Source organism: Acidisoma silvae (assembly GCF_020618775.1).
Taxonomy (GTDB): domain Bacteria; phylum Pseudomonadota; class Alphaproteobacteria; order Acetobacterales; family Acetobacteraceae; genus Acidisoma; species Acidisoma silvae.
This window is the reverse complement of record NZ_JAESVB010000011.1, coordinates 61,610-85,858: the sequence shown is the minus strand read 5'-3', so window position 1 is coordinate 85,858 and position 24,249 is coordinate 61,610. Positions and strand designations below refer to the sequence as shown.

Below are 24,249 nucleotides of genomic sequence, written 5' to 3'. Positions count from 1 at the left end.
GCGGTTCAGGCGGCGGCGTCTTCCGTGCGCTGCGCGCCGATCAGGTCACGCACGGCCTGGGCCACATCGTCCTGGCGCATCAGGCTTTCGCCGACCAGATAGCATTGCAGCCCGGCATCGACGAGGCGTTTGACGTCGGCCGGCGTCTGGATGCCGCTCTCGGCAATCAGGAACCGGTCGGGCGGCACCTGCGGCGCCAGCGTGACGGCCGTCTGAAGATCGGTCTTCAGGGTTTTCAGATTGCGGTTATTGATGCCGATCAGCGGCGTTTGCAGACCAAGCGCGCGAACCAGCTCGGCCTCGTCATGCACTTCCGCCAGCACGTCCATGTCGAGCGCACGGGCCAGCGCTTCCAGCTCACGCGCTTCCTCGTCCGACAGCGCCGCCAGGATCAGCAGAATGCAGTCCGCGCCCATCGCGCGGCTTTCATAGACCTGCCAGGGCTCGAGGATGAAATCCTTGCGCAGCACCGGCATCGGCACGGCCTCGCGCACGGCCATCAGGTCTTCGGCGTCACCCTGGAAATATTTCGCGTCGGTCAGAACCGAGAGGCAGGTGGCACCACCGTCCTGATAGGCGCGGGCCAGGGCCGGTGGATCGAAATCGGGGCGGATCAGCCCGCCGGAGGGCGAGGCCTTCTTCACTTCCGCGATCAGCGCCACGCGATGCAGATTGACGTGATCCATCAGCCGGCGGCCGAAACCGCGCGGCGGCGTCTGGGTCGCGATCCGCTGCTTCAGGGCGTCCACCGGCTCCACCGCCTTGCGGCGGGCGGTCTCGGCGCGCGTGTCATTGCAGATCTGGATCAGAACGTCGTGGATGTTTGAAGTCATGCGTCCGTCAGTGCTTGGAATGGGCTTGGGAATGGAGCTGGCTTTCCCGGCGCAGCGTGTCAAGCGCGCCGAGCGCGCGGCGCTCATCGATTGACGCGGTGGCAGCCATGACGCCTTCGGCGAGGCTGCCGGCATGGCCGGCAACCACCAGCGCGCCGCCGGCGTTGAGAATGACCGTATCGCGATAGGGGCCGGGTTCGCCTTCCATCAGGCGCTGCAAGGCGCCGGCATTGGCGGCGGCATCGCCGCCACGCAGCGCCGACAGCGGCGCCTGGGGCAGGCCGACATCGCCAGCATGAAGGATGACATCCTCAACCCGGCCGTCCTTCAGGATGGAGACGTGATTGGGGCCGGCCAGCGTCAGCTCGTCCAGGCCCTGGCCATGGACGATCCAGGCGGCCTCGGTGCCCAGATGCAGCAGCGCTTCCGCCACGGGCCGCGTCCAGTGGCTGGCATAGACGCCGGTGAACTGGCGCGGCACGCGGGCCGGATTGGCGAGGGGGCCGAGCAGGTTGAACAGCGTGCGCGTGCCGAGTTCGGCGCGGACGGGCGCGGCATGGCGCAAAGCCGGGTGATGCGCGGGCGCGAACAGAAACACGCAGCCGGTGCGGGCCAGAAGGTCTTCCAGGGCGGCGGGCGGCATGGCGACGCCGATGCCCAGATGCTCCAGCACATCGGCCGCGCCGGATTTGGAGGACAGCGCCCGGTTGCCGTGCTTGGCCACCGGCACGCCGGCACCGGCCACCACGAAGGTGACGGCGGTCGAGATATTCAGCGTGCCCTGTTCATCGCCGCCGGTGCCGCAGACATCGATGGCGCCGGGCGGCGAGGCAATCGCCACCATGCGGGCGCGGAGCGCGCGCACGGCACCGACCATTTCGGCCACCGTCTCGCCACGCACGCGCATGGCCATCAGAAGCCCCGCAATTTGCGCGTGGGTCGCGTCACCGGTCATGATGGCCGAAAACGCGCCCTCGGCCTCGGCTTCCGTCAGGGTCTCGCCCCGCGCCAGACGCGCCAAAAGGGGGCGGATCGCGCCGCTCATGCGCTTGCACTCATCATCGCAGCTGGCCTGTCGCGGTCAGGCGGCCCGGGCCGGTTTATTCCGGCCGCGGGCGATATCCAGGAAGTTCGACAGGATCTTGTGGCCGTGTTCGCTGGCGATGCTCTCAGGGTGGAACTGCACGCCGAAGATGGGCAGGCTGCGATGGCGCAGACCCATGATCAGCCCGTCTTCCGTGAAGGCCGTTGGCACCAGAACCTCAGGCAGCGTTTCACGCTCGACGATCAGGCTGTGATAGCGGGTGGCATTGAAGGGCGAGGGCAGGCCTTCGAAAATGTCGCTATTGCCATGCGTCACCGGGCTGATCTTGCCATGCATGGGGGTCGGCGCGCGCAGCACCTGGCCGCCGAAGGACTGACCGATGGCCTGATGGCCGAGGCAGACGCCAAACAGCGGAATCTTGCCGGCCGCCGCCTGGATGACATCGAGGCAGATACCGGCCTCGTTCGGGGTGCAAGGGCCGGGCGACAGCACGATTGCCTCAGGCTGCTTCTGCATCACGTCATCCACGGACAGCGCATCGTTACGCCAGACCTCGCATTCGGCGCCGAGATCGCCGAAGAACTGCACGAGATTGAACGTAAAACTGTCGTAGTTGTCTATGAGCAGGATCATGCCAATATTCTGCGCAGGACGGGCTGCCAGGGTCAATCGGAAGCCCGGAACGGCTGGGTTGCGGCCCGGTATCGCGCCGCGCTACCGATAGCGACAAGCGACCCGCCGGCCTGACCTTATCGGGCGGATCTTAAAGGACAGATATCATGGACATGCAGACGGGCGAACAGACATTCCCGGTCACGCTGACCGAGGCCGAATGGCGGGCGAAGCTGACGCCGGATCAATTCGCCATCCTGCGCGGCCACGCGACGGAACGTCCCGGCTCCTGCGCGCTGCTGCGCGAAAAGCGCCCCGGCACCTTCGAATGCGTGGGCTGCGACAATCCGGTTTTCCGGGGTGACACCAAGTTCGAGAGCGGCACCGGCTGGCCGAGCTTCGACACGCCGCTGCCGGGAGCCGTGGAGACGACCGAAGATCGTACGCATGGCATGCTGCGGACGGAAGTGCATTGCGCCAATTGCGGCGGCCATCTGGGCCATGTCTTCCCGGACGGCCCGCCGCCGACGCATCTGCGCTACTGCATCAATGGGCTGGTGCTGAATTTCGTGCCTGCCTGATTGCCAGAACGCGCGACGCCATGGCCTGCCAGGGCGTCGCGTCCCAGGCGCGGCAGGCGAGGCCCGAGGTCGAGGGCAGAACCCAGATTTCGGGCATGGCTGCCGTCGCCGGCTGCGGCCCATAGGTCAGCCGTCCGGTCGGGACTGCGTAAAATTCGGCGGCCGCGCGCTTGCTGTTGAAGGCGAGCAGCTGCGGGCGATATAGCGCCATCGCCGCTCGCAGCCGGTCACGGTCGAAACCGTGGCGCGGCAGGCTGTCATCCTGGCCTGAAACCGTCTTGCAGATATCGGTCAGGCCGATACCCAGCGACAAAAGATGCGGAAAATCATGGGGCTGGAAGCGGTGCGGCGTCAGCCCGGTTTCGGCCAGAACGGGCCAGAAGCGATTGCCCGGACCGGCGTAATAGGCGCCCCGTGCGGCCGACGCGCGACCGGCCGCCGTGCCGCAGATGACGAGGTCGAGGCCCGTTTCCAGAAGATCGGGCAGAATGTCAGGGGCCAAACTGTTGGGGGCCAGACTCTTGGGGGCCAGACTGTTGGGGGATGGAGCGTCCATCCCCTCAGTCTAAACGCCGTCAGGTTCTGATTGAAGCAGCGTCATTCCCGCGAAAGCGGGAATCTTCTTTGCCAGAAGCTGCGATAAGTAGATGCCCGCTTTCGCGGGCATGACGCCGGGAAAAGTCTCAGGCGCCGTAGGTGCCGGCGGCGACGGCCGGGATGTCGAGGCGGCTGAGGCCCATTTCCGCCAATTCGCGGGCCGTATAGGTGTTCAGCTCGCGGGTGATGCGGCGGCGCTCCTGGGCGGCCTGCCGTTCGGCCTGCACGAAAGCGACGAGGCGCTTCAGGGCTGCCGGGATCATCGTCAGCCCGAGAAAGTCAATCGCCTGAGCGGGAGCTGCGGAGACAAAAACCTCGTCAGCGGTTTGGGTCAGGGTCGACATCGGGGTGGCCTCTCATTTGTTCTGTGAGGCGACATATGCACCAATTCCCACTCCGTGTCTAGGAATAATTTGCATATGTCGCCCTACACAACAAATGTCAGTCGGTAACAGTCCGGCGCCAGGGGTCGGTGGCGCTGAGCCACTCCGCGGCGCGCGTCTGCGGATCGGCGTGGCGCAGCACGTCCGTCACCACGGCGACGCTATCGGCACCGGCTTCCAGCACCGCGCGGCCGCGCTCGGGCGTCAGCCCGCCGATGCCGACCAAGGGCAGGCTGCCCACGCGGGCCTTCCAGTCGGTGACGCGCGGCAGGCCCTGCGGCGCCCAGGGCATCTGCTTCAGGATCGTCGGGAAGACGGGGCCGAGGGCCACATAGTCGGGCGAGACCGACAGGGCATGGTCGAGCTCCGCCGCATCATGCGTGCTGACCCCGAGCTTCAGCCCATGGCGGCGGATGGCGGCCAGGTCCGCCCTTTCCAGGTCTTCCTGGCCAAGATGGATGAAGTCGCATTTGGCATCGATGGCGATCCGCCAATAGTCATTGACGACCAGCACGGCGCCCGTTGCCGCGCAAAGATCGCGCGCTGTGCCGATTTGCGCACGCAATGCCGCCTCCGGCTTATCCTTGATACGCAACTGGACGAAGCGCAGACCGAGCGGCAGAAAGCGCGGCAGCCAGGAAACGTCGTCGACAATGAGATAGAAAGGGTCAAGGATCATCGGAAAGCCAATCCCAGAACGGGGGTGGAGGGCTGTGCCATGTCGCGCGGCGGCATCGGGTCCGCCGCATAGGCCTGCCGGCCCGCCGTGATGGCGCCAGCGAAGGCGGCTGCCATCAAAGCCGGATCGCCCGCCTTCGCGACGGCGGTATTGAGGAGCACGGCATCGAAACCCAGTTCCATCGCCTGCGCCGCATGGGAGGGCAGGCCGATGCCGGCATCGATGACAAGCGGCGTATCGGGGAAATGCGCGCGCATGGCGCGCAGCCCGTGCAGGTTGTTCAATCCACGACCCGACCCGATCGGCGCACCCCAGGGCATCAGAACCCGGCAGCCGGCATCGAGCAGTTTTTCGCCGACGATCAGGTCTTCGGTCGTATAGGGAAAGACGTCGAAACCATCGGCCGCGAGGATGCGGGCGGCTTCCACCAGGCCGAAAACATCCGGTTGCAGACTGTCGTGATGGCCGATGACTTCCAGCTTGATCCAGTTGGTCTCGAACACCTCCCGCGCCATCTGCGCCGTCGTCACGGCCTCTTTCACCGAATGACAGCCGGCGGTATTGGGCAGCACCCGCAGGCCGAGGGCGCGGATGATGGACCAGAAGCTTTGGCCTGCGCGTTCAGCACCCGATTCACGGCGCAGCGAAACGGTGACGATTTCCGCGCCGGACGCCTGCACGGCCGCCGTCATGATGGCGGGCGAGGGATATTGCGATGTGCCCAGCAGCAAGCGCGATGACAGAGAAACGCCATAGACTTGCATGGCCTCAGCCTCCCCGCATGGGGGCGAGCAGTTCCAGACTGTCGCCCTCCCGCAGCATAAGCTGCGCGCGCATGCCGCGCGGCGTGAAGTCGCCGTTGACGGCGGTCGCGATCAGCGCGCCGTCATAGCCGAGTTCGGTCAGCGCCTCGGCAAGATTGCCGCTCAGGACGGATTTTTCCTCGTTATTGACCAGGATTTTCATCCATCACCTCCTGTGATTTGACGCCATGCAGCAGATAATCGGCGGCGCGTTTGGCAAGCGCGGGCGACAGCAGAAAGCCGTGCCGGTACAGTCCGTTGACGCGCAGGCTGCCTTTGCCGAAGGGCCGCAGGCGCGGCAGATTGTCCGCGAAAGCCGGCCGGGCATCGGCCCCCATTTCCAGAATCTCGGCCTCGCCAAAGGCGGGATGCAGCGCATAGGCGGCGTTGAGCAGTTCCACGACCGAGCGTGCCGTCACGCGATGACGCTCGCCGCTTTCCAGCATGGTCGCGCCCAGCATGAAGACGCCGTCGCCGCGCGGCACGATATAGAGCGGAAACCGCGGATGCAGCAGCCTGATGGGACGGCTGAGAGACAGGGCGGGGCAGCGCAGGATCAGCATTTCGCCTTTGACGCCGCGCAGATTGGCCAGCCTGTCCTGGGCCGCCAGTCCCCGGCAATCGGCGACCACGCCCAAGGATGGGTCATCGGGATCGGCCGTCTGGCCGAAGGCGAAGGTCACGCCCCGCGCCGCCAGCGCAGCGGCCAGGGCCGGCAGCACCGCGCGGGGATCGAGATGCGCTTCCTCTGGGTAGAAGAGGCCTGCGCGAAAACGCCCGTCCAGATCAGGCTCCAGCGCCGCGATGCCGTCATTGTCCAGCGTCTGGTGGCCTTCCGTGCGGCGGCCAAAGCGGGCGAGGTCCGGCGCGTCGCGCCCCAAAGCAAGGACGAGGCTGCCGCGCTGGCGGGTGTCCGGAAATACCCTTGGCCAATGGCGCAAGGCCTCCTGACCGAGGGCGACGACCAGCGGCTCAGCCGATTCCGCCTCGCACCATGGCGCCAGCATGCCGCCGGCGAAGCGCGAGCAGGCGGATGCTGCCAAAATCGCACTGGCTTCGATAACACGGACCTCGGCGCCCGCTTCCGCCAGGGCCCAGGCCGTGGTCAGGCCGGCAATGCCGGCGCCTATGACGGTTATTCGCACGCTCAACCCCCGTCGTCATCGATCAGACCAGACGGGAGGAGGGTGGGTTTGGCCCGGCGCTTATCCCCATCGGGGGCCAGAATCGCCGGAAACGGTCCATCCCTTCGCCAGCATGACCTGGATCAGGTTCGAAGGGTCGCCATGGCCGGCTCGCACCGGAATGACCTCTCAGCCCCTCGCTTTGGGGCTCCCCTTGGTGCTCCGATCCTTAAACCGACGAGGCGCGTTCGTCAAAAGGAGGCTGATTTTTGTGCCGGACCGCGCGCCAGATCAGCCAAAAGATGGGCAAGGCGCCATTGATTGGAAAACGTAACTCTAAAGAGGTATATCAATTTAAAGTATCTAATTAGCAACAAAATATTGTTGGAGAAGATGAAGGTTGTTGCAAGGGCAATAAATTATCGCGCGGCAGAAACGCGACAATTTAGGATAATCCATAAATTTTGTTCTGAGATCAGGGGATTTTCTTCATCTGAACCGTCATGAAAGCGTCACGGACCGGTTGTTTTATGCAGATCTCGGGTCAGGCGCGACATAAGGTTGATAAGGAAACTTTGCTCGAAAACTGATCGGGCTTAACTGCATGCGGCGTAAACTTGTCGCGCCGGATGGTATTTCGGGCGATGGAACGCTGTTGTCCGGGCGATGGTCGCTTTTGCCTGGGCGGGTCGTCAAAATTCAAATTCCGTGTGATTTTATGTGCAGTTTTGCACATTCATGGATTTTTCGCCGAGGTTTCTGGCGCTTTGGCGTCTCCAGCCGCAGCCGAGGAAGCCTTCGGCACCCATAATGGCATGACAAAGACTATCACAATGGCGTCATTGCTTTTTTTAAAACCGACGCGAACGCGTCGGATCTACTACGTTTGATGGGTGGCGCCATGCGGCTTGATGAGGGCCAAACAAATCAGCGCATCTTCTGATTGTATTGCCGGTCATTCCTAAGCTATTCCAGGTAACGTTTTCGTATAAATGAGTATTGGTCTGGAGAAATTATGAGCTCGACCGTTGAACGCGCTGCGGACTTCATCGGTTCCATTGGCGTCAATACACGCCTCGAATATACCGATGGATTGTACGACAACTACGAACAGGTTTTGTCCGATCTCCAGTATCTCGGAATCAGCAATGTCCGCGATGCGATCAGCGGTGGCATAGGCGGGTCTGCCTCTATCACAGCCTATGAAGCCTTGGCCGCGGCCGGCATCCAGTTCACCATCGAGCCCTTCGCCGGCGGCACGGTGACGCAGGCTGACCTGACCTATGAGCTGAGCCTCATCGATACGCTGGAATCCGCCTATCCCGGCAGTGTCGTCGCCGTCGAAGGCACCAATGAGCTCAACAACTTCCCCCTGACCTACATCACCGCAAGCGGTGACGTGCTGACCGGCCTGACGGCGGCGATCACGTTGCAAGAAGACATCTATGCCGATGTCAAAGGGGATTCGACCCTGGCCAATGTGGCCGTCGATTATTTCACCGGCTGGGGGGCTGGTGGCATAGCGAACGGCCCGAACCCCTTTACCACGTCGGGTTTGGCGGATAACGACACCGCGCATCCCTATCCGACCTACGGTAACGCGCCCGCTGGGTATCTGTCGCCTGCGGCCTCTCTCCTGAACGAATTGGGAGACGTCGGCCCGGCCGTTTTTACGGAGACCGGCTACAGCACCGATCTCAACACCGTCAACGGCGTCAATGAGGACGTGCAGGCCAAATATACGCTGGACCTTCTTATGGATGCGTCGAAGGACGGCATCAGCGAGACCTATCTGTACCAGCTGCTCGACGCTTATCCCACAACCAGTTCGTCCAATGACGGCTATGGGCTGTTCGATTCTTCCGGCGCCCCGAAAGAGGCTGCCGTCGCCATCCACAACCTGACGACGATCCTGGCCGATACGGGCAGCGACGCCTCCACCTTCACGCCGACGCTGCTGGACTACACGCTGACCAATCTGCCGTCCGACGGCAATACGCTGGAATTGCAGAAGTCCAACGGCGACACGGATATCGTGGTCTGGGCCGAGCCTGCCATCTGGGATTACACGACCCAGACGGAACTCTCCGTCGCGGCAACGACCGTCACGGTCAATCTGGGTGCCACCTATCAGACGGTCGATGTCTATGATCCGCTGGAAGGTACGACGCCGATTGCGGAATATACCAATGTCAGCTCGGTCGATCTTTCCATCACCGACCATCCGCTGATCGTCGAAGTCGATCCCAATTCGGTTGCCTGCTTTGCCGGCGGCACGCGTCTGCGGACCCCGCAGGGCGACGTGGCGGTGGAAAGCCTGACGGTCGGCGATCTTGTCCTCACGCTCGACGGCGAGGCTCGACCCGTCACCTGGATCGGCTCGCGTCGCATCGATTGCGGCCGGCATCCCATGCCGGAGATGGTTCTGCCCGTGCGGGTCCGCGCCGGTGCTTTCGGCGGCGGCCTGCCGTCGCGCGACCTGGTTCTGTCGCCGGATCATGCGGTCTATGCCGAGGACAGGCTGATCCCCGTCAAATACCTTATCAACGGAGATGCGGTCCGGCAGGAGCGGGTGGCGTCCGTCACCTATTTCCATGTCGCGCTCGCCGACCACGACATTCTTCTGGCTGAAGGCCTGCCGGCGGAGAGCTATCTCAGCGGCAGCGACGATGCCTTCTTTGGTGAAGGTCCGGTGATCGACCTGCATCCCGGCTGGGGCGCCGCGTCGCGCGACATCGCTTTCATGGGCGAGGCACTGACCTATGCGCCGATCACGGTCAGCGGCCCTGCCGTTGACCGCGTGCGGGCGCGGCTTCTGACCCATCGCCCTGCGTCGCGCCGTCGCCGCACGGCCTGAGAGTGTCACGGCTTAGGCCGGGTCGCTGACGCGATCCGGCCTATCGCCCGTCGTCTGCACCGCTGGAGTTTGTCACGCTCGGTCAGAATCACCTTGAACCGTCATGCCCGCGAAAGCGGGCATCTCCACCTCGCCAGGGCCGCCGCAGAAGATGCCCGCTTTCGCGGGTATGACGCTGTTTCAATCAAAAGCTGACAGACCCTGAAGACGATCCATAAAAAAGAGGGCTGGCCATAAAGAAAGAGCGCTGGTGACCGAAGTCACCAGCGCTCTTTTGCAATCCGGTCCGCGCGGCTTTTACACCGCGCGGAAGGTGGTCGCTATTACCACTGGATCTGCGTGCCGACGCCGAAGAGCTGCGCCTGCGTGTTGTTGTGGTCGGCACCGGCTTCGTCGGTCGAGAAGTCGAGGCCGCCCTGGTGGCGAACGCCGTAGTCGTAGTCCAGGAACAGGCTGACGCCCGGAACCAGGGTGTAGGTGGCGCCGACGGCGACACCGGCATTGTGCTGCTGACCCAGCGTCAGGCCATCGGAGTTGATGAAGGCGCTGTCGCCGCCGCCCGGAATGTCACCGGTCGTGTCGAACACGAAATACTGGCCGCCAACGGTCCAGGAACCGAGGGTGTACTGCAGACCCGTGATCCAGCCCAGCGCAGCCTTGCCGCCATTGGGCTCGAGCTGGAAGGTGTAGCCGCTGACTTCGTTGAAGTTACCATAGACGACGTTGCCGCTCAGCGTGATGCCGGCGATCGTCGCCTGCGCACCGCCAGAGAAGATGTCCATGGCCTTGTAGCCGCTCGGGCCGTCACCGGCGACGGCGGTGTTGCCGACCTGGCCGGCATGCTGCCAGTCAGCGCCAACCTGCAGGGCGACGGGGCCGATGGTGTTGGTGTACTGGCCACCGAGGTCGGTCACGTTCTTCGGCGTGCCGCCGGTCACGACAGTGCCCGGAGCATTGGAGGTAACGGCCGGGGCATAGTTGGAGGCCGTCTGGTTCGGCGTGAAGCCGAAGGCCATCTGGAGGCCGCCAATGGTCGGGGACAGGTAGACGAACTTGTCGCTGGTCTGGTTCGGCCCGGTGTCGGTCCAGGGATAGACGGGTTCGGCATTGCCCGGAACGATGACGGGCAGATCGCCCCACCAGCCGCCGTCGTTGAAGGCGTCGGAGACGCCGGTCTCGAACAGGACGGTCGGGCCGTTCTGCTGGCCGAAGCTGATCTGACCAAGCTGCGGCAGGCCGAGATAGCCATAGGCCTGGAAGACATACAGGGTCGAGGCACTGGCCGACTGCGCGAAGCTGGTACGGATCTGGGCGGACGCACCATAATGCAGGCCGTTGGCGGCGACGCCATCGAAGCCCGGATACAGACGCAGATAGCCGTAGAAGCTGTCGGTCGCCGTCTTCGTGCCGTTGACGTTGTCGAGCGAGGAGCTTTCAACGCCGGCATACCAGTTGACGCGGCCGTTCAGATGAACGGTGACCGAACCCGGCGCCGCTGTCTGCGCAAAGGCAGCGCCGCCCGTGAGCAGCGATCCGATACCGATGGCGCACGACGCCATCAACAATTTTTTCATAGTGTCATCATCCCAATGCAAGACGCCCAAGGTGCGAGGTGCTTAGCGGCGCACTGGAATGTGTATTACATATCAGAGTTGCTTCAACAGAAACTGTATAACTGAAATATCGTGGACGGCTGATGTTGCCAATAAGACACGCCAGCCGTCGTGACAATTACGCCACACCTTCAAAGGTACAAATTTGCAAACGGCTACTCGACACATCCATGCATTCTCAGGCAGGAAGCATATACCGCAGGCACATCTAGTGCGTGCCTTTTTTACCACGATAGTGGCTCGGATTGGCACGGGGTCGTCTCGAATTGCCAATTCGAAATGAATAATCAACGAAAATCCGCAGTTTAGGCTCTCACAGGGTGAATCTGTGGATTTCGTTGATGGCATTGACAGTGATTGCTTGGGGTGGACGAGTTGAACGGCTTCACGCGCAATGACTTCTTCGAACCGCCGCACAGGCCGCACCGCGCGGAGGGCGCTCCGGCGATCGGCGCCGCGACGGAACAGGCCTACCAGCATGACTGGATGCGCTTTTCGCAATGGTGCGCCGAGCACGACGTCAGCGAGTTGCCAGCGCATCCCCAGGCGGTCGCCAGCTTCCTGGAAAGCGAAAAGGGTACCGGCGCCGGCATCGCGACGCTCAATCGGCGGATCGCCGCCATCAGCTATATGCACCGGAGCAACCAGCTGCCGTCGCCCATGACGCATGAGGAAGCTTCAGTTATCCGCGCCATGATAGCGCGACCCAAAGTCCCCACGGTGCGCCGCACGGTGCAGCGGCCGAGCATCCAGATCTGGCAGGAAATTGTGGAGGCGATCGGCGAGGACACGCCGTTGGAACTGCGCGACCGGGCCTTGATTTCACTCCATGTGTCCGGTGCCTTTCGGCTGATCGAACTGGCCCGCCTGTCCTACGCCCAGGTGCGCTTTGACCGGTCCAGCGCGCAAATTCACCTCGGCCGCTTCCGGTCCCATACGGCGCGGGGCTCTTCCGCCATCACCATCATGGATGATCAACTGCTCAATCCCGTGTCCCATCTGCGCCGCTGGATGGACGCATGTCCCACGCCAAACGGCAGCCTGTTCCGGCAGGCCGACGGCGGGCGGATCAGCGACCAGCCGCTGGCGGAAAGCGAGATCGCGCTGATCATCGCCGGCCGTGCCGGGTTTTGCGGCTATGACGCGAAGGCCCCGGACGGCGGCGGCCTGTTCCAGATTCGCGCCCGGCCCGTCTAGTCCCCGATCCGTCCAGTCAAAGGCGGAACGACACTGGCGCAGCCGGGGTTTTATTGTGCTTTCGCTGCACCATTCCTGGTTGTCACTGATATATCGATAGATCTTGCCGGGGCTTGTCTTGGGTTTTGTCTCTGGCTCTGCCGGGGGAGATGGGGCAGGGGCCTGCCGCCGGATATTTCACCTTATCCCCATTCTCCACAGACGCGGGTGATGCGCTGGCCTGCCCGACCGGGTTAGGATGGGGGGATGGATCATATCACCCAACCGTCGACCGGTCTGTCGGTTCGCCTGCCGCCCAGCAACCTTCAGGCCGAGCAAGCGCTGCTCGGCGCGCTTCTGGCCAATAACAAGGCCTATGAGCGCGTTTCCGAGTTTCTGGCGCCCGAGCATTTCGCGGACCCCATCCATGGCCGCATTTTCCAGGCCATGTCCCGCCGCATCGAATCGGGGCAACTCGCCGATGCCGTGACGCTCAAGGCCGAATTCGAGCATTCCGGCGTGCTGAACGAAGTCGGTGGCACGCCCTATCTGGCCCAGTTGCTGACGGCCATGATCGGCATCATCAATGCCGGGGATTACGGCAAGACGGTTCATGACGCCTGGCTGCGCCGTCAGCTCATCGATGTCGGCGAAACGCTGGTCAACCGCGCCTTCGGGTCTGAGGCCGAGCTTGATGGCCGCCAGCAGATGGAGGCGGCCGAGCAGCAGTTGTTCGACCTCGCCACCCGTGGCGGCTCGGAAGGCGGCTTCATCACCATCGAGAAGGCGCTCGCCTTGTCGATCGAAACAGCCGAACGCGCCTTTCAGCGCTCCGGCTCGGTTTCCGGCCTCTCCACCGGTTTGCGCGACCTCGATGCCAAAACCGGCGGTCTGCACCCGTCCGATCTCGTCATTCTGGCCGGCCGTCCCGGCATGGGCAAAACCGCGCTCGTCACCAAGGTCGCCTCCGGCGCCGCCAAGGCGTCGCTGGCCGAGTCGCGGAAAGAGGGCGGTGGCGATAAAGCCCTGCAAGGCGCCGTCGCCGTGTTTTCGCTGGAAATGAGTTCCGAGCAGCTGGCCACCCGTCTGCTGGCGGAGGAGGCGCGGGTCAGCGGCGACCGTATCCGTCGCGGCGATATCGGCCCGAAGGATTTCGACCGTTTTGTTCAAGTTTCCCGCGAAATGGCGCAAATGCCGCTGGAAATCGACGACACGCCCGCGATCACGCTGTCCGCGCTGCGCACGCGCTGCCGACGCCTCAAGCGCAGCAAGGGCTTGGCGCTGGTCATCGTCGATTACCTGCAACTGATGCGCCCGGCCGCCGGCACGCGGCCGGAAAGCCGCGTGCTGGAAATCAGCATGATCACCCAGGGGCTGAAGGCGCTGGCGAAGGAACTGGCGGTACCGGTCATCGCGCTGTCCCAGCTCAGCCGTGCCGTCGAAAGCCGCGAAGACAAGCGGCCGCAGCTCTCCGATCTGCGCGAATCGGGGTCCATCGAGCAGGACGCCGATATGGTGATGTTCATCTATCGCGACGAATATTATCTGGCGCAGCGCGCCCCGCAGCAGATGGGCTTCGATTCGGAAGACAAATTCCAGACCGCGCTCGAGAAATGGCAGCAGGATATGGAGCGCGTCCATAACCGGGCCGAGCTCTATATCGCCAAGCAGCGCCATGGGCCGACCGGCAAGGTTGACCTCTTCTTCGAGGGCGAGTTCACGCGCTTCGGCGATCTGGACCAGGTTCACGACGACAGCCGTTGATGCCAGTCTGGGCGGCATGACCTTTGTAGATGTTCTGATCATCGGGGCCGGTTCGGCGGGCCTCTCGGCCGCCGCCAGCCTGCGCGCCGCCGGCAAGACCACGCTCGTGCTGGAAGCCTCGCACCGGACAGGCGGGCGGGCGCGGACCTCGCGTCCCGATGTTCTGGGCGGCGCCTGGCTGGATGAGGGCGCGGCCTGGCTGCATATGGCCGAAGAAAACCCGCTGGTGCATTTGGCCCAGGCGCGCGGCGTGCCGCTGCGCGAGGCCTTCGGCAATCCCAGCCGCATGTTCCTTGGTGGCCGCGAAGCAAGCCCGGACGATCATGCGGCTTACGAGGCTGCCGAATCGGCCTGGTTCGCGCGTGTTTTCGCTCATCCTAAAACGCCTGACGTCTCCCTGGCCGAGGCGATCGGGCCGTTCCGCTGGGACAATCCCTTTGCGCCGACCATCGAGACCTGGGAGGCGAGCCTGATCGAGGCAGCCGACGCGACGGCGCTGAGCCTGGCCGATTTCTGCCTTAACCAGATCAGCGGCACCAATCTGATGGCGCCGGACGGTCTGGGGCAGTTGCTGCTGGACATGCTGCTGGTCAGCGCGGGCGACATTCGGCTGAACTGCCCGGCGACTCGTATCGACTGGGACGGTCCCGGCGTGCGGATCGAAACGCCACAGGGTGTCGTCACCGCCGGGGCTGTCATCGTCACCGTCTCGGTCGGCGTGCTGGCGGCGGGGCATATCGGTTTCGCGCCGGCCTTGCCGCCGCGCACGGCCCAGGCCATTGCCGATCTGCCCATGGGGTTGCTGAGCAAGGTCATCCTGCGCGCGACCGACGGCGATCGGCTGGGCATGGCCGGGCCGACGCAGCTGTTCCGCTGTATCGAAAAACCCGGCGATCCCTTCCTCAGTTTCATCGCCTGGCCGCGCGATACCGACCATGTCATCGGCTTCATGGGTGGCCAGACCGCCTGGGATTTGGCGTATGACCCGGCGGCGGCGCTGGATTTCGCCAGGGCCGTCTGGCGCGACATGCTGGGCAGCGATGCTGACCGGATATTCGCCCAGGGCGGCATCGCGACCGGTTGGGGCACGGACCCGCATCATCTCGGCGCCTATACCTATGCGAGGCCTGGTGCGACCACGGCGCGGGCCGCCTTGGCCGAGCCTTTGGCCGGCGGGCGCCTGATTTTCGCGGGCGAAGCCTGCCGCACGGACGGCATGGCCGGCACGGTCGGCGGGGCGATTCTCGACGGCCGCCGTGCGGCGTCCATCATCCTAAACGGTCGCGACGGCGACATGACCTCAGAATGAAATGCATGCGTTACCCTGACCTCCCTGGGCAGACGCCTCCATCGCGTCTATCTGGATAGCATGAATGCGATTCTGAACGTGGTGGCGACGATCGGCCGAGGCGCGATCGCCTGCTGCCGCTCCGCCGGGGCCTTGGCCATCTTCGCTATCGAAGGGCTGATCCATATTTTCCTGCCGCCCTATTATCCCCGCCTTTTCGGGCGGGCGATCTTCGGCATGGGCTTCCTGTCGCTGCCGGTGGTGGCGCTGACGGCGATTTTCGCCGGTATGGTGATCGCCCTGCAATCCTATACCGGCTTCGCGCGCTATGCCGCGCAGAGCCAGACGGCGACCATCGTGGCACTGTCCGTGACGCGCGAACTCGGCCCCGTTCTGGCCGCGCTGATGATGGCCGGGCGCGCGGGCGCGGCCATGGCGGCCGAACTCGGCACCATGCGGGTGACCGACCAGATCGACGCCTTGCAGACCCTCTCCACCAAGCCGATGAAATATCTGGTGGCGCCGCGCCTGCTGGCGGGCATCGTCGCCATGCCCATCCTGGTCATCATCGCCGATATCCTGGGCGTGCTGGGCGGGTTCATCGTCTGTACCGTCAAGCTTGGCTTTAACGGCCAGTCCTATATTCAGGACAGTATCGCGGCCCTTCATACCGGCGACGTCACCCTTGGCCTGGCCAAGGCCGTCGTCTTCGGCTTCGTCATCGCGCTGTCGGGTTGTTTCCATGGCTATCGCAGCCGGGGCGGCGCCGAGGGCGTGGGCTCGGCCACCACTTCCGCCGTCGTCATGGCCTCCGTTCTGGTTCTGGCGCTGGACTACGGCATGACCGAGGTCTTCTTCACCCGATGAGCTTGGCCGATACTCCCAAAATCCGCATTCGCGGGCTGCGCAAGGCTTTCGGTTCGAAACAGGTGCTCGACGGTGTCGATCTCGATGTCGCGGCCGGCACCTCCATGGTCGTCATCGGCGGATCCGGCACCGGCAAATCGGTGCTGCTGAAATGCATCCTCGGCCTGGTCGAGCCGGACGCGGGCAGCATCGAAATCGACGGGCAGGACATCCTCAAACTGCGCGGTCGCGCGCGGCAGGCGGCACGCGCCGAGATCGGCATGCTGTTCCAGAACGGCGCGCTGTTCGACAGCATGACGGTGCGCGACAATGTCGCATTCGGACTTGTGGCGCGGCATCAGGCCAGCCGCAGTGCGGCGCATCACAAGGCGGATGCGGTGCTGGGGCAGGTGGGCCTGGCCCCGTCGGTGGGCGACCTGTCACCTTCGGAACTATCGGGGGGCATGCAGAAGCGCGTTGCGCTTGCACGCGCCATCGCGTCCGAACCGGCGATCATGTTCTTCGATGAGCCGACGACGGGCCTGGACCCGATCATGGGGGCCGTCATCGACGGGTTGATCGTCGATTGCGTCAAGCGCCTGGGCAGCACGGCCATTGCCATCACCCATGACATGGCAAGTTCGCAGCGCATCGGCGATCGCGCGGCCATGCTGCACAAGGGGCGGATCATCTGGGAAGGGCCGGCCGCGGCCATCCTCGATTCCGGCAATCCGGTTGTCGATCAGTTCACCCATGGACGGCGCGAAGGCCCCATCCAGATGGAACTGAGACGATAATAATTCCGGTCGCGGGTTGAACTTTGCGCCGCGAACCGCCACAGACGGTGTGAGTTCACGTAATCGCGATACCGGTTATCGGTCCGCAAAAGGGTACAATGAGCGCAGGCTCCCGGCAGAAGCCCGCCGGCAGGTGGTGGTTGAAGCTTGCTCCGCAGGCTCGGCTGACCTTCTGGCAGGGACAGGCCCTGGCGGGGGGCTGTTTGGTCGCAGCGGTCCTGCTGCGGCTGTGCTTTGTCGCGACCCTGGGCACGCGTGGCACGTTCTTCACCTTCTTTCCCGCGCTGATGGTCGCCAGTTTCTGGGGTGGCATCACCCCCGGTTTGACCTGTCTTATCCTCAGCGCGCTGATCGGCGATTATTTCTGGCTCATTCCGCGTGACGGCTTCGTCATCAACGCGCCGGACCTGCATGTCCTCGTCGGCTATCTGATTTCCGGCCTCGTCATTCTCGTCATCTGTAGTCTGTTCAAGAAATTGCTCGAGGCGCATCGCGCTGCCGAGGAACAGGCGCGATTGCTGACGCATGAGATGCGGCATCGCATCCGCAACCTGATGGGCCTGGTACAGGCGATTTCACTCCAGACGGCGCGCCGGTCGAAAGGCTTGTCTGATTATCAGGACCAGTTCCACGACCGGCTGGAAGCGCTGGGTCTGGCTTTGGCGCTCGATGTGTCGAATGACGAGGCATTGACGCCCGCCAATCTCGACATGCTGGTGGCGCGCGTGCTGACGCCTTTCGGACATCATAATTGCCAAATCAGCGGACCGCCGGTGCCTGTCACCCCGCGCACGGCGACGCCGCTGGCCCTCGTCATCCATGAATTGGCGACCAATGCCGTAAAATACGGTGCGCTGTCCGTGCCGGAGGGCAGGGTGGAGATCGGCTGGCGCCGCCGCGGCCGCATGGTGCATCTGGAATGGCGGGAAATCGGCGGGCCGCCTGTGGCGCCGCCCAAAGCGCAGGGCTTCGGCACGCGTCTGATCGGCTCGGCGTTCCGGCGTGAGGAAGGCCAAGCCGAGATCACCTACGACAGCGCGGGCGTGCAATGTATCGTCCGCTTCTCGGCCTGACAGCATGAAGGCGCAGGGATGACCAAGAGCAAGGTAACGATCTTTCATAACCCTGCCTGCGGCACGTCGCGGCGCGTGCTGGGGATGATCGAGGCGGCGGGCATGGCGCCCGAAATCGTGCTCTATCTCAAGACCGGCTGGACCAGGCCGCAGCTCTTATTCCTATTGGCCAGCATGAAGGCGCGCCCGCGGGATATCCTGCGCAAACGCGGCACGCCGGCCGAGGAACTCGGTCTTCTGGCGGCAGATACGACCGACGACGCCATTCTGGACGCCATGGTCGCGCATCCGGTGCTGGTGGAGCGTCCTATCGTGGTGACGCCGCGCGGCGCGAAACTCTGCCGCCCGGCCGAGACCGTGGAAGACCTGCTTTAGGCCTGCGCTGGCCTGTCGGCCTGCCCCTTTTACGGGAGCCTGGGTCCGAATTTCGCGATGCCATTGACCGGTTAGGCGGATTGGAAAGCGGGCGCAGACAGCGCATACAGCCTGTCTCTGTGAAGAACATAGGACGCTCACATGTCTCGTCCCGCGAAACGCGTTACCGTCACCGGTGCTGCCGGTCAGATCTGTTACGCGCTCCTCTTCCGCCTTGCCCAGGGCGATGTCTTCGGCCCGGACCAGCCGATTATCCTTCAGCTTCTCGATCTGCCGCAGGCCCAGGCCGCCGTGCGCGGCGTGGTGATGGAGCTTGAGGATTGCGCTTTCCCACTGCTGGAAGACGTCGTCATCACCGATGACCCGGCGGTCGCCTTCCGTGATGCCGATGCCGCCTTCCTGGTCGGCTCGCGCCCGCGCTCGAAGGGCATGGAACGCGCCGATCTGCTCACGGCCAATGCCGAGATCTTCAAGGTTCAGGGCAAGGCTCTGAACGAGAACGCCAAGCGCGACGCGAAAGTGATCGTGGTCGGCAACCCGGCCAATACCAATGCCGGCATTCTCTCGGCTTTCGCGCCCGACTTCCCCAAGGCCAATGTCACCGCCATGGTGCGCCTGGATCATAACCGCGCCCTGTCGCTGCTCGCGGCCAAGGCGGGCGTGCCGGTGTCCAGCATTGAGAAGATGATCATCTGGGGCAATCATTCGCCCACGATGCTGGCCGACTGGCGCTTCGCCACCGCCAACGGCCAATCTCTCGCCGATATGGTGGGTGATCAGGACTGGTATCGCGATACCTATATCCCGACCGTCGGCAAGCGCGGCGCGGCTATCATCGAGGCGCGTGGCGCGTCTTCGGCCGCCTCCGCCGCCAATGCCGCGATCGACCATATGCGCGACTGGGTGCAAGGGACGAATGGCGGCTGGGTCTCGATGGCGATCCCGTCCGACGGGTCTTACGGCATTCCCGAAGGCATCATCGGCGGCGTGCCGGTGACCTGCGCCAATGGCCAGTACACGCGGGTGACGGGCCTGGAGATCGACGCCTTCTCGGCTGAGAAGATCGCCGTCACCGTCAAGGAACTGCAGGACGAGATTTCGGCCGCTTTGGGGGCCTAGTCTTTTCCACGAAACGCCCCGTCTCTTTTTCGTCATCCCCGTGCTTGTCACGGGGATCTTTTTTGGAGAAGCCCATAAAGAAGATCCCGGCTCAAGACCGGGATGACGAAATTGGGCGGGGCAGGAGCGTTACCCCCTATAGGCCAGCCAGTCTGTCCGTATCACGCCCGGCGTAAAGAATGCGGTCGATGACGACGCGGTCAGGCGCAACATGAAATGCGATCGTGATCCGGCGGCGAAATCCGACGACCCGCAAGCCCGGACGCAGATCGTCGCGCCTCATGCCACGCTGCGGAAATGTTCCGAAAGTGAGGCAGTATCTTCGGATAGTGTCGGCAAAATTCAGTGCGATCTGTGCGCCCGCTTTGTCGGAGACATAGTCGTATAAGCCTATCAGATCGCGCAAAGCCTCGGGGGCGAAGACGACCTCAGTCGCCACGGCTTGCTTTATTGATCCGTGCAGCATGATGGGCTTGCAACTGCCTGATGACCGCGTCGGCTGTCATGCCAAGCCCTGGATCGGCCTGCATGGCGTCGTAGACCGGCAGCACATCCTCTCTGAGCCAAAGATCGACGGCCACCTCTCGCTCCTGAAGCGCAATCAAGCCTGCTTCCACGACATCACTCACAGAAGCATATCGGCCCGAAGCGACCGTGTGATCGATATAGCGGGACTGTTCCGCTGGGAGGCTTACGGTTCTCGTCTCGATCTTTGCGTCTGAACGGTTGTCCATGGGTCAAAATTATAAGGTGAAGCAAGGCGAAGTCATACCGAAATCGTTCACAAAGCTCTGGCGTTACCCTGCCAGCCCCGGCAACGGCAGCACGTATCCGAAATGCTCCATCACCTTATGCGTGCCCTCCCAGATCATCTTCACGGCCACGAACAGCACGACGGCGAGGCCGACCCAGGCGATCCAGCGCCGCTTTTCCAGCTGTGTGGCGATGAGGCTGGCGGCGATGCCCATCAGCACCACGGACAGCAGCAGGCCGAGCGCCAGGATCCAGGGATGCTCATGCGCAGCCCCCGCAACGGCCAGAACATTGTCCAGGCTCATGGAAATATCGGCCAGCGCGATCTGTAGCGCTGCCTGCAAGGGCGTCTTGGTGACGGGCGCCGCGTCCCCCTCGGCATGATGCGCGCGATGGCGGAGTTCGCGGAACATTTTCCAGCAGACCCACAGCAGCAGAATGCCGCCGGCCAGCGTCAGGCCCACAATCGCCAGCAACTTCAAAGCCACCATGGCCATGGCGATGCGGATAACGACAGCGAAGCCGATACCCGCCAGCACGGCCATGCGCTTTTGCGCGGGGGCCAGGCCCGCCACGGCCAGGCCGATGACGACGGCATTGTCGCCCGCCAGCACAAGGTCGATCATCAGAACCTGGGCGAGGGCGGCAATTTGGGAGAGCAGGGTTGCTTCGATCATTTCCCTTCATCTGAATACGGCAGCCTGCTTGTCAACGGGGCGCATGAGGGTTAGGGCGGCGCGACCGCGCAGTTTTTTGGAGACGTCACATGGTTCCGCGTTATTCCCGCCCTGAAATGGCGGCCATCTGGGCTCCCATCAACCGCTACCGCATCTGGTTCGAGATCGAGGCTTTGGCCGCCGAAGGCATGGCCATGGTCGGCGCCGTGCCGGCCGAGGCCGCGAAAACCATCCGCGAGCGCGGCGCGCCGATGCTGGCGGCCATGACGGAAGCCGACGTCACCAAGATCGACGAGATCGAGGCCGTGACGCGCCACGATGTCATCGCCTTCCTCACCTGGCTGGCGGAAGGCGTCGGACAGGACAGCCGCTTCGTCCATCTCGGCATGACCAGCTCGGACGTGCTGGACACCTGCCTGGCCGTGCAGCTGACCCAGGCGACCGATATTTTGATCGCCGACGTCGATGCGGTTCTGGCCGCGCTGAAGAAGCAGGCTTTCGCCCATAAATACACGCTGACCATCGGCCGCAGCCACGGCATCCATGCCGAACCCACCAGCTTCGGCCTGAAGATGGCCGGGCATTACGCGGAATTCGCCCGCAACCGCGCGCGTCTGGTGGCCGCCCGCGCCGAAATCGCGACCTGTGCCATTTCGGGCGCCGTCGGCACCTACGCTCATCTCGACACGCGGGTTGAGGATTACGTCGCCGAGAAGCTGGGCCTCGCCTCCGAACCCGTTTCCACCCAGGTCATTCCGCGTGACCGTCACGCCGCCTGGTTCTCGGCGTTGGCCGTGGTCGCCGCAGGCGTCGAACGCTTGGCCACCGAAGTGCGTCATCTCCAGCGGTCGGAAGTGCGCGAGGCGGAAGAGTTCTTCCATGCCGGGCAGAAGGGATCGTCCGCCATGCCGCATAAGCGCAACCCGGTGCTGAGCGAAAACCTGTCGGGTCTCGCCCGCATCGTGCGCGCCGCCGTGGTGCCGGCCCTGGAAAATGTGACGCTCTGGCATGAGCGCGACATCAGCCACTCGGCCGTCGAGCGCGTGTTCGCGCCCGACGCCTCCATCGCGCTCAACTTCGCATTGCAGCGCCTGGCCGGGATGATGGACAAGCTGCTGGTCTATCCCGAGCGCATGGCCGCCAATCTCGAATCCCTGGGCGGCGTCGTGCATAGCGGCGAAGTGCTGCTGGCGCTGGCCCGTTCCGGCATTCTGCGTGAGGACGCGTATCGCATCGTGCAGCGCAATGCGATGGAGACCTGGACCAAGCTTGGCACGCCGGAGGGTAAAACCTTCCGCGAGAATCTGGACGCCGATCCGGAAGTCGCGGGCGTGGTGCCGGCAGAGGTGCTGGATAACGCCATGGATTCCCGCATCCATCTGAAAGCGCTCGATGCGCTCTATATGCGCGTCTTTGGTGAGACGGGGCCGGCTGCTTGAAGCCCTGGCGGCAAGATCGGCCCAAAACTTGATTCGTTAACAAAACGAATATAGAAGGAATGCAGCGAAGAGGTGTGGCACCGGACTAAAGGCAGAGGCGCGCGACATGGAGCTATCCGGCCGCACATTCGCTGTCACCGGGGCCAATCCGCAGCACCTCTTCGCCCAGCGCCGTAGAAGTCTTCTGGCAGCCTGGGATGCTGTTTGCATCATCGCCACGGGTTTTACCTGCCGTCATCTGAATCCGGACTCCCATGCCGGACAGACGCCGCGCGCGGCGCTGGTCATTCTCGGTACGGCCGCGCTGACGCTCGCGCTGTTGCAGGTTCAGGGGCTGTATCGTGCCAGTGCCGAGGATCGGCGCATGGTGCTGCTGTTCACGCTTGCCCAATCCTTTGCGCTGATGCTGTTGGCGCTGCTCGTCTGGGACGGCGTCGCGGCACTTTGGCCGGTGCCGGCATTCGCCGCGCCGCAAGGCCTGCTCATCAGCAATTGGAACTGGCTATTCAGCTGGAGCATCGCGGCGCCGGTCTTGAGCCTGCTGACCCGGCCGCACCTGGACGCCATGCTGCGCCAGGGCGCGCCGCCGATGCCCTTGCGGCGCGCGGTTCTGGTCGCCGACGCTGCGGGATTAAGCCGCCTGGCGCCCATCATCGCGGCGGGCGGATTGCTGCACTTGCGCGGCTGCCTGACCGTGCCGTCGCGCGGCGGCGATGGCAGCCCGGGCGCTGACGCAATCGCGGCACCGGCTTTGGCACGCCTGCGTGATGCGCGTGACCTGCTGGAGCGGGGGGAGGCCGATCTGCTGTTGATCGCCCTGCCACAGGCGGCCGGCCGCCACATCGCCGCCATCGACCGTTTCATGGCCGGCATCGCCGCCGATATCTGGCTGGCGCCGCCGGATACCGCGCGTTTCTACATGGCGGGTGCGCGGCTTGCGATGCTGGGCGGATTTCCGTTTTTGCCATTGCGTGACAGGCCCATGGCAGGTTTGCAGGCCGCTATCAAACGGGCCGAAGATCTTTTCATTGGGTTGCCATGTTTGATCCTGGCCCTGCCGGTCATGCTGGCGATCGCGCTGGCGCTGCGGCTGTCCTCGCCGGGGCCGGTCTTTTTCGTGCAGCCGCGCCTTGGCCTTAATCGGCGCATCGTCCCGGTGCGGAAATTCCGCACCATGCGGGTCGAAAGCGCGGATGCCACAGGCCGGCATCAGGCGGTGACGGATGATGGCCGGGTCACGCCGCTGGGGCGATTTCTCCGTCGCACCAGCCTCGACGAACTCCCGCAGTTCTTCAATGTCGTGGAAGGCAGCATGTCGCTGGTCGGCCCCCGACCGCATGCGCTGGGGACGGAGGCCGGAGGCCTGCCGTTTGGTGAGGCCGCCGCCGGCTATGCCGCGCGCCATCGCGTCAAGCCGGGGATGACCGGTTGGGCCCAGGTGCGCGGCTGGCGCGGCGAGACGGATACGGTGGAGAAGCTGCGCCAGAGGGTGGCGCACGACCTGCACTATATCGCCCATTGGTCGCTGTGGTTCGACCTGCGGATATTGGTAATGACGATCCGCGCGGTGGTGAGGGGGGAGGGCTGCTAGGCCAATACGGGCATAGCAACACGGAACGCTCCTGCAACCCGCTCAGGCATCGTTTCAGATTCTATTGCGGGTGAATTCTCGCGCCAACAGGCCCAGGGGCATGGCGCCAATCGTTTTGATATAAAAATATTTATGAGTTTGGAGAGTGTTGACGTCAGAGCGAGTCTCGGCTCTGAAACGTTAACACCTTCTGAACAGGCGCGACATGTCAACACGGGGGGAGC

General features: G+C 63.9%; 25 protein-coding genes and 1 riboswitch. Of the genes, 12 read left to right on the top strand and 13 right to left on the bottom strand.

Going from position 1 to position 24,249, the window contains the following annotated elements; translation table 11 throughout:
- Positions 1-5: 5 nt before the first annotated feature.
- Genes trpC through ASILVAE211_RS18790 form a run of 3 tightly spaced genes read right to left on the bottom strand, consistent with a single transcriptional unit; the run spans position 6 to position 2,511 of the window.
- Positions 6-833: an indole-3-glycerol phosphate synthase TrpC gene (gene trpC / locus ASILVAE211_RS18800; protein WP_227322899.1), complete on the bottom strand. Its 828-nt coding sequence runs from the start codon at positions 831-833 to the stop codon at positions 6-8.
- 7 nt (positions 834-840) lie between these two features.
- A complete protein-coding gene (trpD, locus tag ASILVAE211_RS18795) occupies positions 841-1,878 on the bottom strand; it encodes an anthranilate phosphoribosyltransferase (RefSeq protein ID WP_227322898.1) in 1,038 nt (345 codons plus the stop codon).
- A 36-nt stretch (positions 1,879-1,914) separates the two neighbouring features.
- Complete coding sequence (locus ASILVAE211_RS18790) at positions 1,915-2,511, bottom strand: anthranilate synthase component II (RefSeq protein ID WP_227322897.1); 597 nt, start codon at positions 2,509-2,511, stop codon at positions 1,915-1,917.
- Between the two features lie 152 nt (positions 2,512-2,663).
- Between ASILVAE211_RS18790 and msrB the strand changes: the two genes are divergently transcribed.
- On the top strand, positions 2,664-3,071 hold the full coding sequence (gene msrB, locus ASILVAE211_RS18785) for a peptide-methionine (R)-S-oxide reductase MsrB (protein ID WP_227322925.1): 408 nt from the start codon (positions 2,664-2,666) through the stop codon (positions 3,069-3,071).
- On the opposite strand, the gene ASILVAE211_RS18780 is transcribed toward msrB, so the two are convergent.
- From ASILVAE211_RS18780 to ASILVAE211_RS18755, 6 genes are all read right to left on the bottom strand, one after another.
- Positions 3,037-3,627 (bottom strand): mismatch-specific DNA-glycosylase, encoded by a 591-nt coding sequence (locus ASILVAE211_RS18780; RefSeq protein WP_227322896.1) that lies wholly within the window; start codon positions 3,625-3,627, stop codon positions 3,037-3,039. The genes msrB and ASILVAE211_RS18780 overlap by 35 nt on opposite strands.
- Before the next feature lie 127 nt (positions 3,628-3,754).
- Positions 3,755-4,012 carry a DUF1127 domain-containing protein gene (locus ASILVAE211_RS18775; protein WP_227322895.1) on the bottom strand — a complete coding sequence of 86 codons (258 nt, stop codon included), beginning with the start codon at positions 4,010-4,012 and terminating at the stop codon, positions 3,755-3,757.
- 97 nt (positions 4,013-4,109) lie between these two features.
- Positions 4,110-4,730 carry a thiamine phosphate synthase gene (locus tag ASILVAE211_RS18770; protein WP_227322894.1) on the bottom strand — a complete coding sequence of 207 codons (621 nt, stop codon included), beginning with the start codon at positions 4,728-4,730 and terminating at the stop codon, positions 4,110-4,112.
- Positions 4,727-5,494, bottom strand: coding sequence for a thiazole synthase (locus ASILVAE211_RS18765; protein WP_227322893.1), 768 nt, complete (start codon positions 5,492-5,494; stop codon positions 4,727-4,729). Before ASILVAE211_RS18765 ends, ASILVAE211_RS18770 begins: the two co-directional genes overlap by 4 nt.
- Positions 5,495-5,498: 4 nt before the next feature.
- Positions 5,499-5,696, bottom strand: a complete 198-nt coding sequence (gene thiS / locus ASILVAE211_RS18760; protein ID WP_227322892.1) for a sulfur carrier protein ThiS — start codon at positions 5,694-5,696, stop codon at positions 5,499-5,501.
- Entirely contained in the window at positions 5,677-6,684 is a 1,008-nt protein-coding gene (locus tag ASILVAE211_RS18755; RefSeq protein ID WP_227322891.1) for an FAD-dependent oxidoreductase, read from the bottom strand. The genes thiS and ASILVAE211_RS18755 overlap by 20 nt, the downstream gene beginning before the upstream one ends.
- Positions 6,685-6,760: 76 nt before the next feature.
- A riboswitch (TPP riboswitch) is annotated at positions 6,761-6,882 on the bottom strand.
- Positions 6,883-7,672: 790 nt separating this feature from the next.
- On the opposite strand from ASILVAE211_RS18755, the gene ASILVAE211_RS18750 reads away from it, so the two are divergent.
- Positions 7,673-9,514, top strand: coding sequence for a Hint domain-containing protein (locus ASILVAE211_RS18750; RefSeq protein WP_227322890.1), 1,842 nt, complete (start codon positions 7,673-7,675; stop codon positions 9,512-9,514).
- Between the two features lie 323 nt (positions 9,515-9,837).
- Here ASILVAE211_RS18750 and ASILVAE211_RS18745 read toward each other — a convergent pair whose 3' ends face one another.
- Positions 9,838-11,088: a porin family protein gene (locus tag ASILVAE211_RS18745; RefSeq protein WP_227322889.1), complete on the bottom strand. Its 1,251-nt coding sequence runs from the start codon at positions 11,086-11,088 to the stop codon at positions 9,838-9,840.
- 405 nt (positions 11,089-11,493) lie between these two features.
- Here ASILVAE211_RS18745 and ASILVAE211_RS18740 point away from each other — a divergent pair, with 405 nt between their 5' ends.
- From ASILVAE211_RS18740 to ASILVAE211_RS18705, 8 genes are all read left to right on the top strand, one after another.
- On the top strand, positions 11,494-12,324 hold the full coding sequence (locus ASILVAE211_RS18740) for a tyrosine-type recombinase/integrase (RefSeq protein ID WP_227322888.1): 831 nt from the start codon (positions 11,494-11,496) through the stop codon (positions 12,322-12,324).
- A gap of 246 nt (positions 12,325-12,570) precedes the next feature.
- On the top strand, positions 12,571-14,067 hold the full coding sequence (locus tag ASILVAE211_RS18735) for a replicative DNA helicase (protein WP_227322887.1): 1,497 nt from the start codon (positions 12,571-12,573) through the stop codon (positions 14,065-14,067).
- A 16-nt stretch (positions 14,068-14,083) separates the two neighbouring features.
- The gene (locus ASILVAE211_RS18730) at positions 14,084-15,376 is read left to right on the top strand and encodes a flavin monoamine oxidase family protein (RefSeq protein WP_227322886.1); all 1,293 of its coding nucleotides are present in this window, start codon (positions 14,084-14,086) and stop codon (positions 15,374-15,376) included.
- Positions 15,377-15,436: 60 nt separating this feature from the next.
- Positions 15,437-16,222 (top strand): MlaE family ABC transporter permease, encoded by a 786-nt coding sequence (locus ASILVAE211_RS18725; RefSeq protein WP_227322885.1) that lies wholly within the window; start codon positions 15,437-15,439, stop codon positions 16,220-16,222.
- Complete coding sequence (locus ASILVAE211_RS18720; RefSeq protein ID WP_227322884.1) at positions 16,219-16,998, top strand: ABC transporter ATP-binding protein; 780 nt, start codon at positions 16,219-16,221, stop codon at positions 16,996-16,998. Before ASILVAE211_RS18725 ends, ASILVAE211_RS18720 begins: the two co-directional genes overlap by 4 nt.
- A gap of 98 nt (positions 16,999-17,096) precedes the next feature.
- Complete coding sequence (locus tag ASILVAE211_RS18715) at positions 17,097-18,071, top strand: sensor histidine kinase (protein ID WP_227322883.1); 975 nt, start codon at positions 17,097-17,099, stop codon at positions 18,069-18,071.
- Positions 18,072-18,089: 18 nt separating this feature from the next.
- Positions 18,090-18,446: an arsenate reductase (glutaredoxin) gene (gene arsC, locus ASILVAE211_RS18710; RefSeq protein WP_227322882.1), complete on the top strand. Its 357-nt coding sequence runs from the start codon at positions 18,090-18,092 to the stop codon at positions 18,444-18,446.
- A 141-nt stretch (positions 18,447-18,587) separates the two neighbouring features.
- Positions 18,588-19,565 carry a malate dehydrogenase gene (locus tag ASILVAE211_RS18705; protein ID WP_227322881.1) on the top strand — a complete coding sequence of 326 codons (978 nt, stop codon included), beginning with the start codon at positions 18,588-18,590 and terminating at the stop codon, positions 19,563-19,565.
- 136 nt (positions 19,566-19,701) lie between these two features.
- On the opposite strand, the gene ASILVAE211_RS18700 is transcribed toward ASILVAE211_RS18705, so the two are convergent.
- The 3 genes from ASILVAE211_RS18700 to ASILVAE211_RS18690 form a co-directional block, all read right to left on the bottom strand.
- The gene (locus ASILVAE211_RS18700) at positions 19,702-20,004 is read right to left on the bottom strand and encodes a type II toxin-antitoxin system RelE/ParE family toxin (protein WP_227322880.1); all 303 of its coding nucleotides are present in this window, start codon (positions 20,002-20,004) and stop codon (positions 19,702-19,704) included.
- A complete protein-coding gene (locus ASILVAE211_RS18695) occupies positions 19,994-20,299 on the bottom strand; it encodes a ribbon-helix-helix domain-containing protein (RefSeq protein ID WP_227322879.1) in 306 nt (101 codons plus the stop codon). The genes ASILVAE211_RS18700 and ASILVAE211_RS18695 overlap by 11 nt, the downstream gene beginning before the upstream one ends.
- Positions 20,300-20,362: 63 nt before the next feature.
- The gene (locus tag ASILVAE211_RS18690; RefSeq protein WP_227322878.1) at positions 20,363-20,995 is read right to left on the bottom strand and encodes a TerC family protein; all 633 of its coding nucleotides are present in this window, start codon (positions 20,993-20,995) and stop codon (positions 20,363-20,365) included.
- Between the two features lie 89 nt (positions 20,996-21,084).
- On the opposite strand from ASILVAE211_RS18690, the gene purB reads away from it, so the two are divergent.
- Together purB and ASILVAE211_RS18680 are read left to right on the top strand one after the other, a co-directional pair.
- Entirely contained in the window at positions 21,085-22,434 is a 1,350-nt protein-coding gene (gene purB, locus ASILVAE211_RS18685) for an adenylosuccinate lyase (RefSeq protein WP_227322877.1), read from the top strand.
- Positions 22,435-22,540: 106 nt separating this feature from the next.
- Entirely contained in the window at positions 22,541-24,025 is a 1,485-nt protein-coding gene (locus tag ASILVAE211_RS18680) for an exopolysaccharide biosynthesis polyprenyl glycosylphosphotransferase (RefSeq protein WP_227322876.1), read from the top strand.
- Positions 24,026-24,249: the final 224 nt, after the last annotated feature.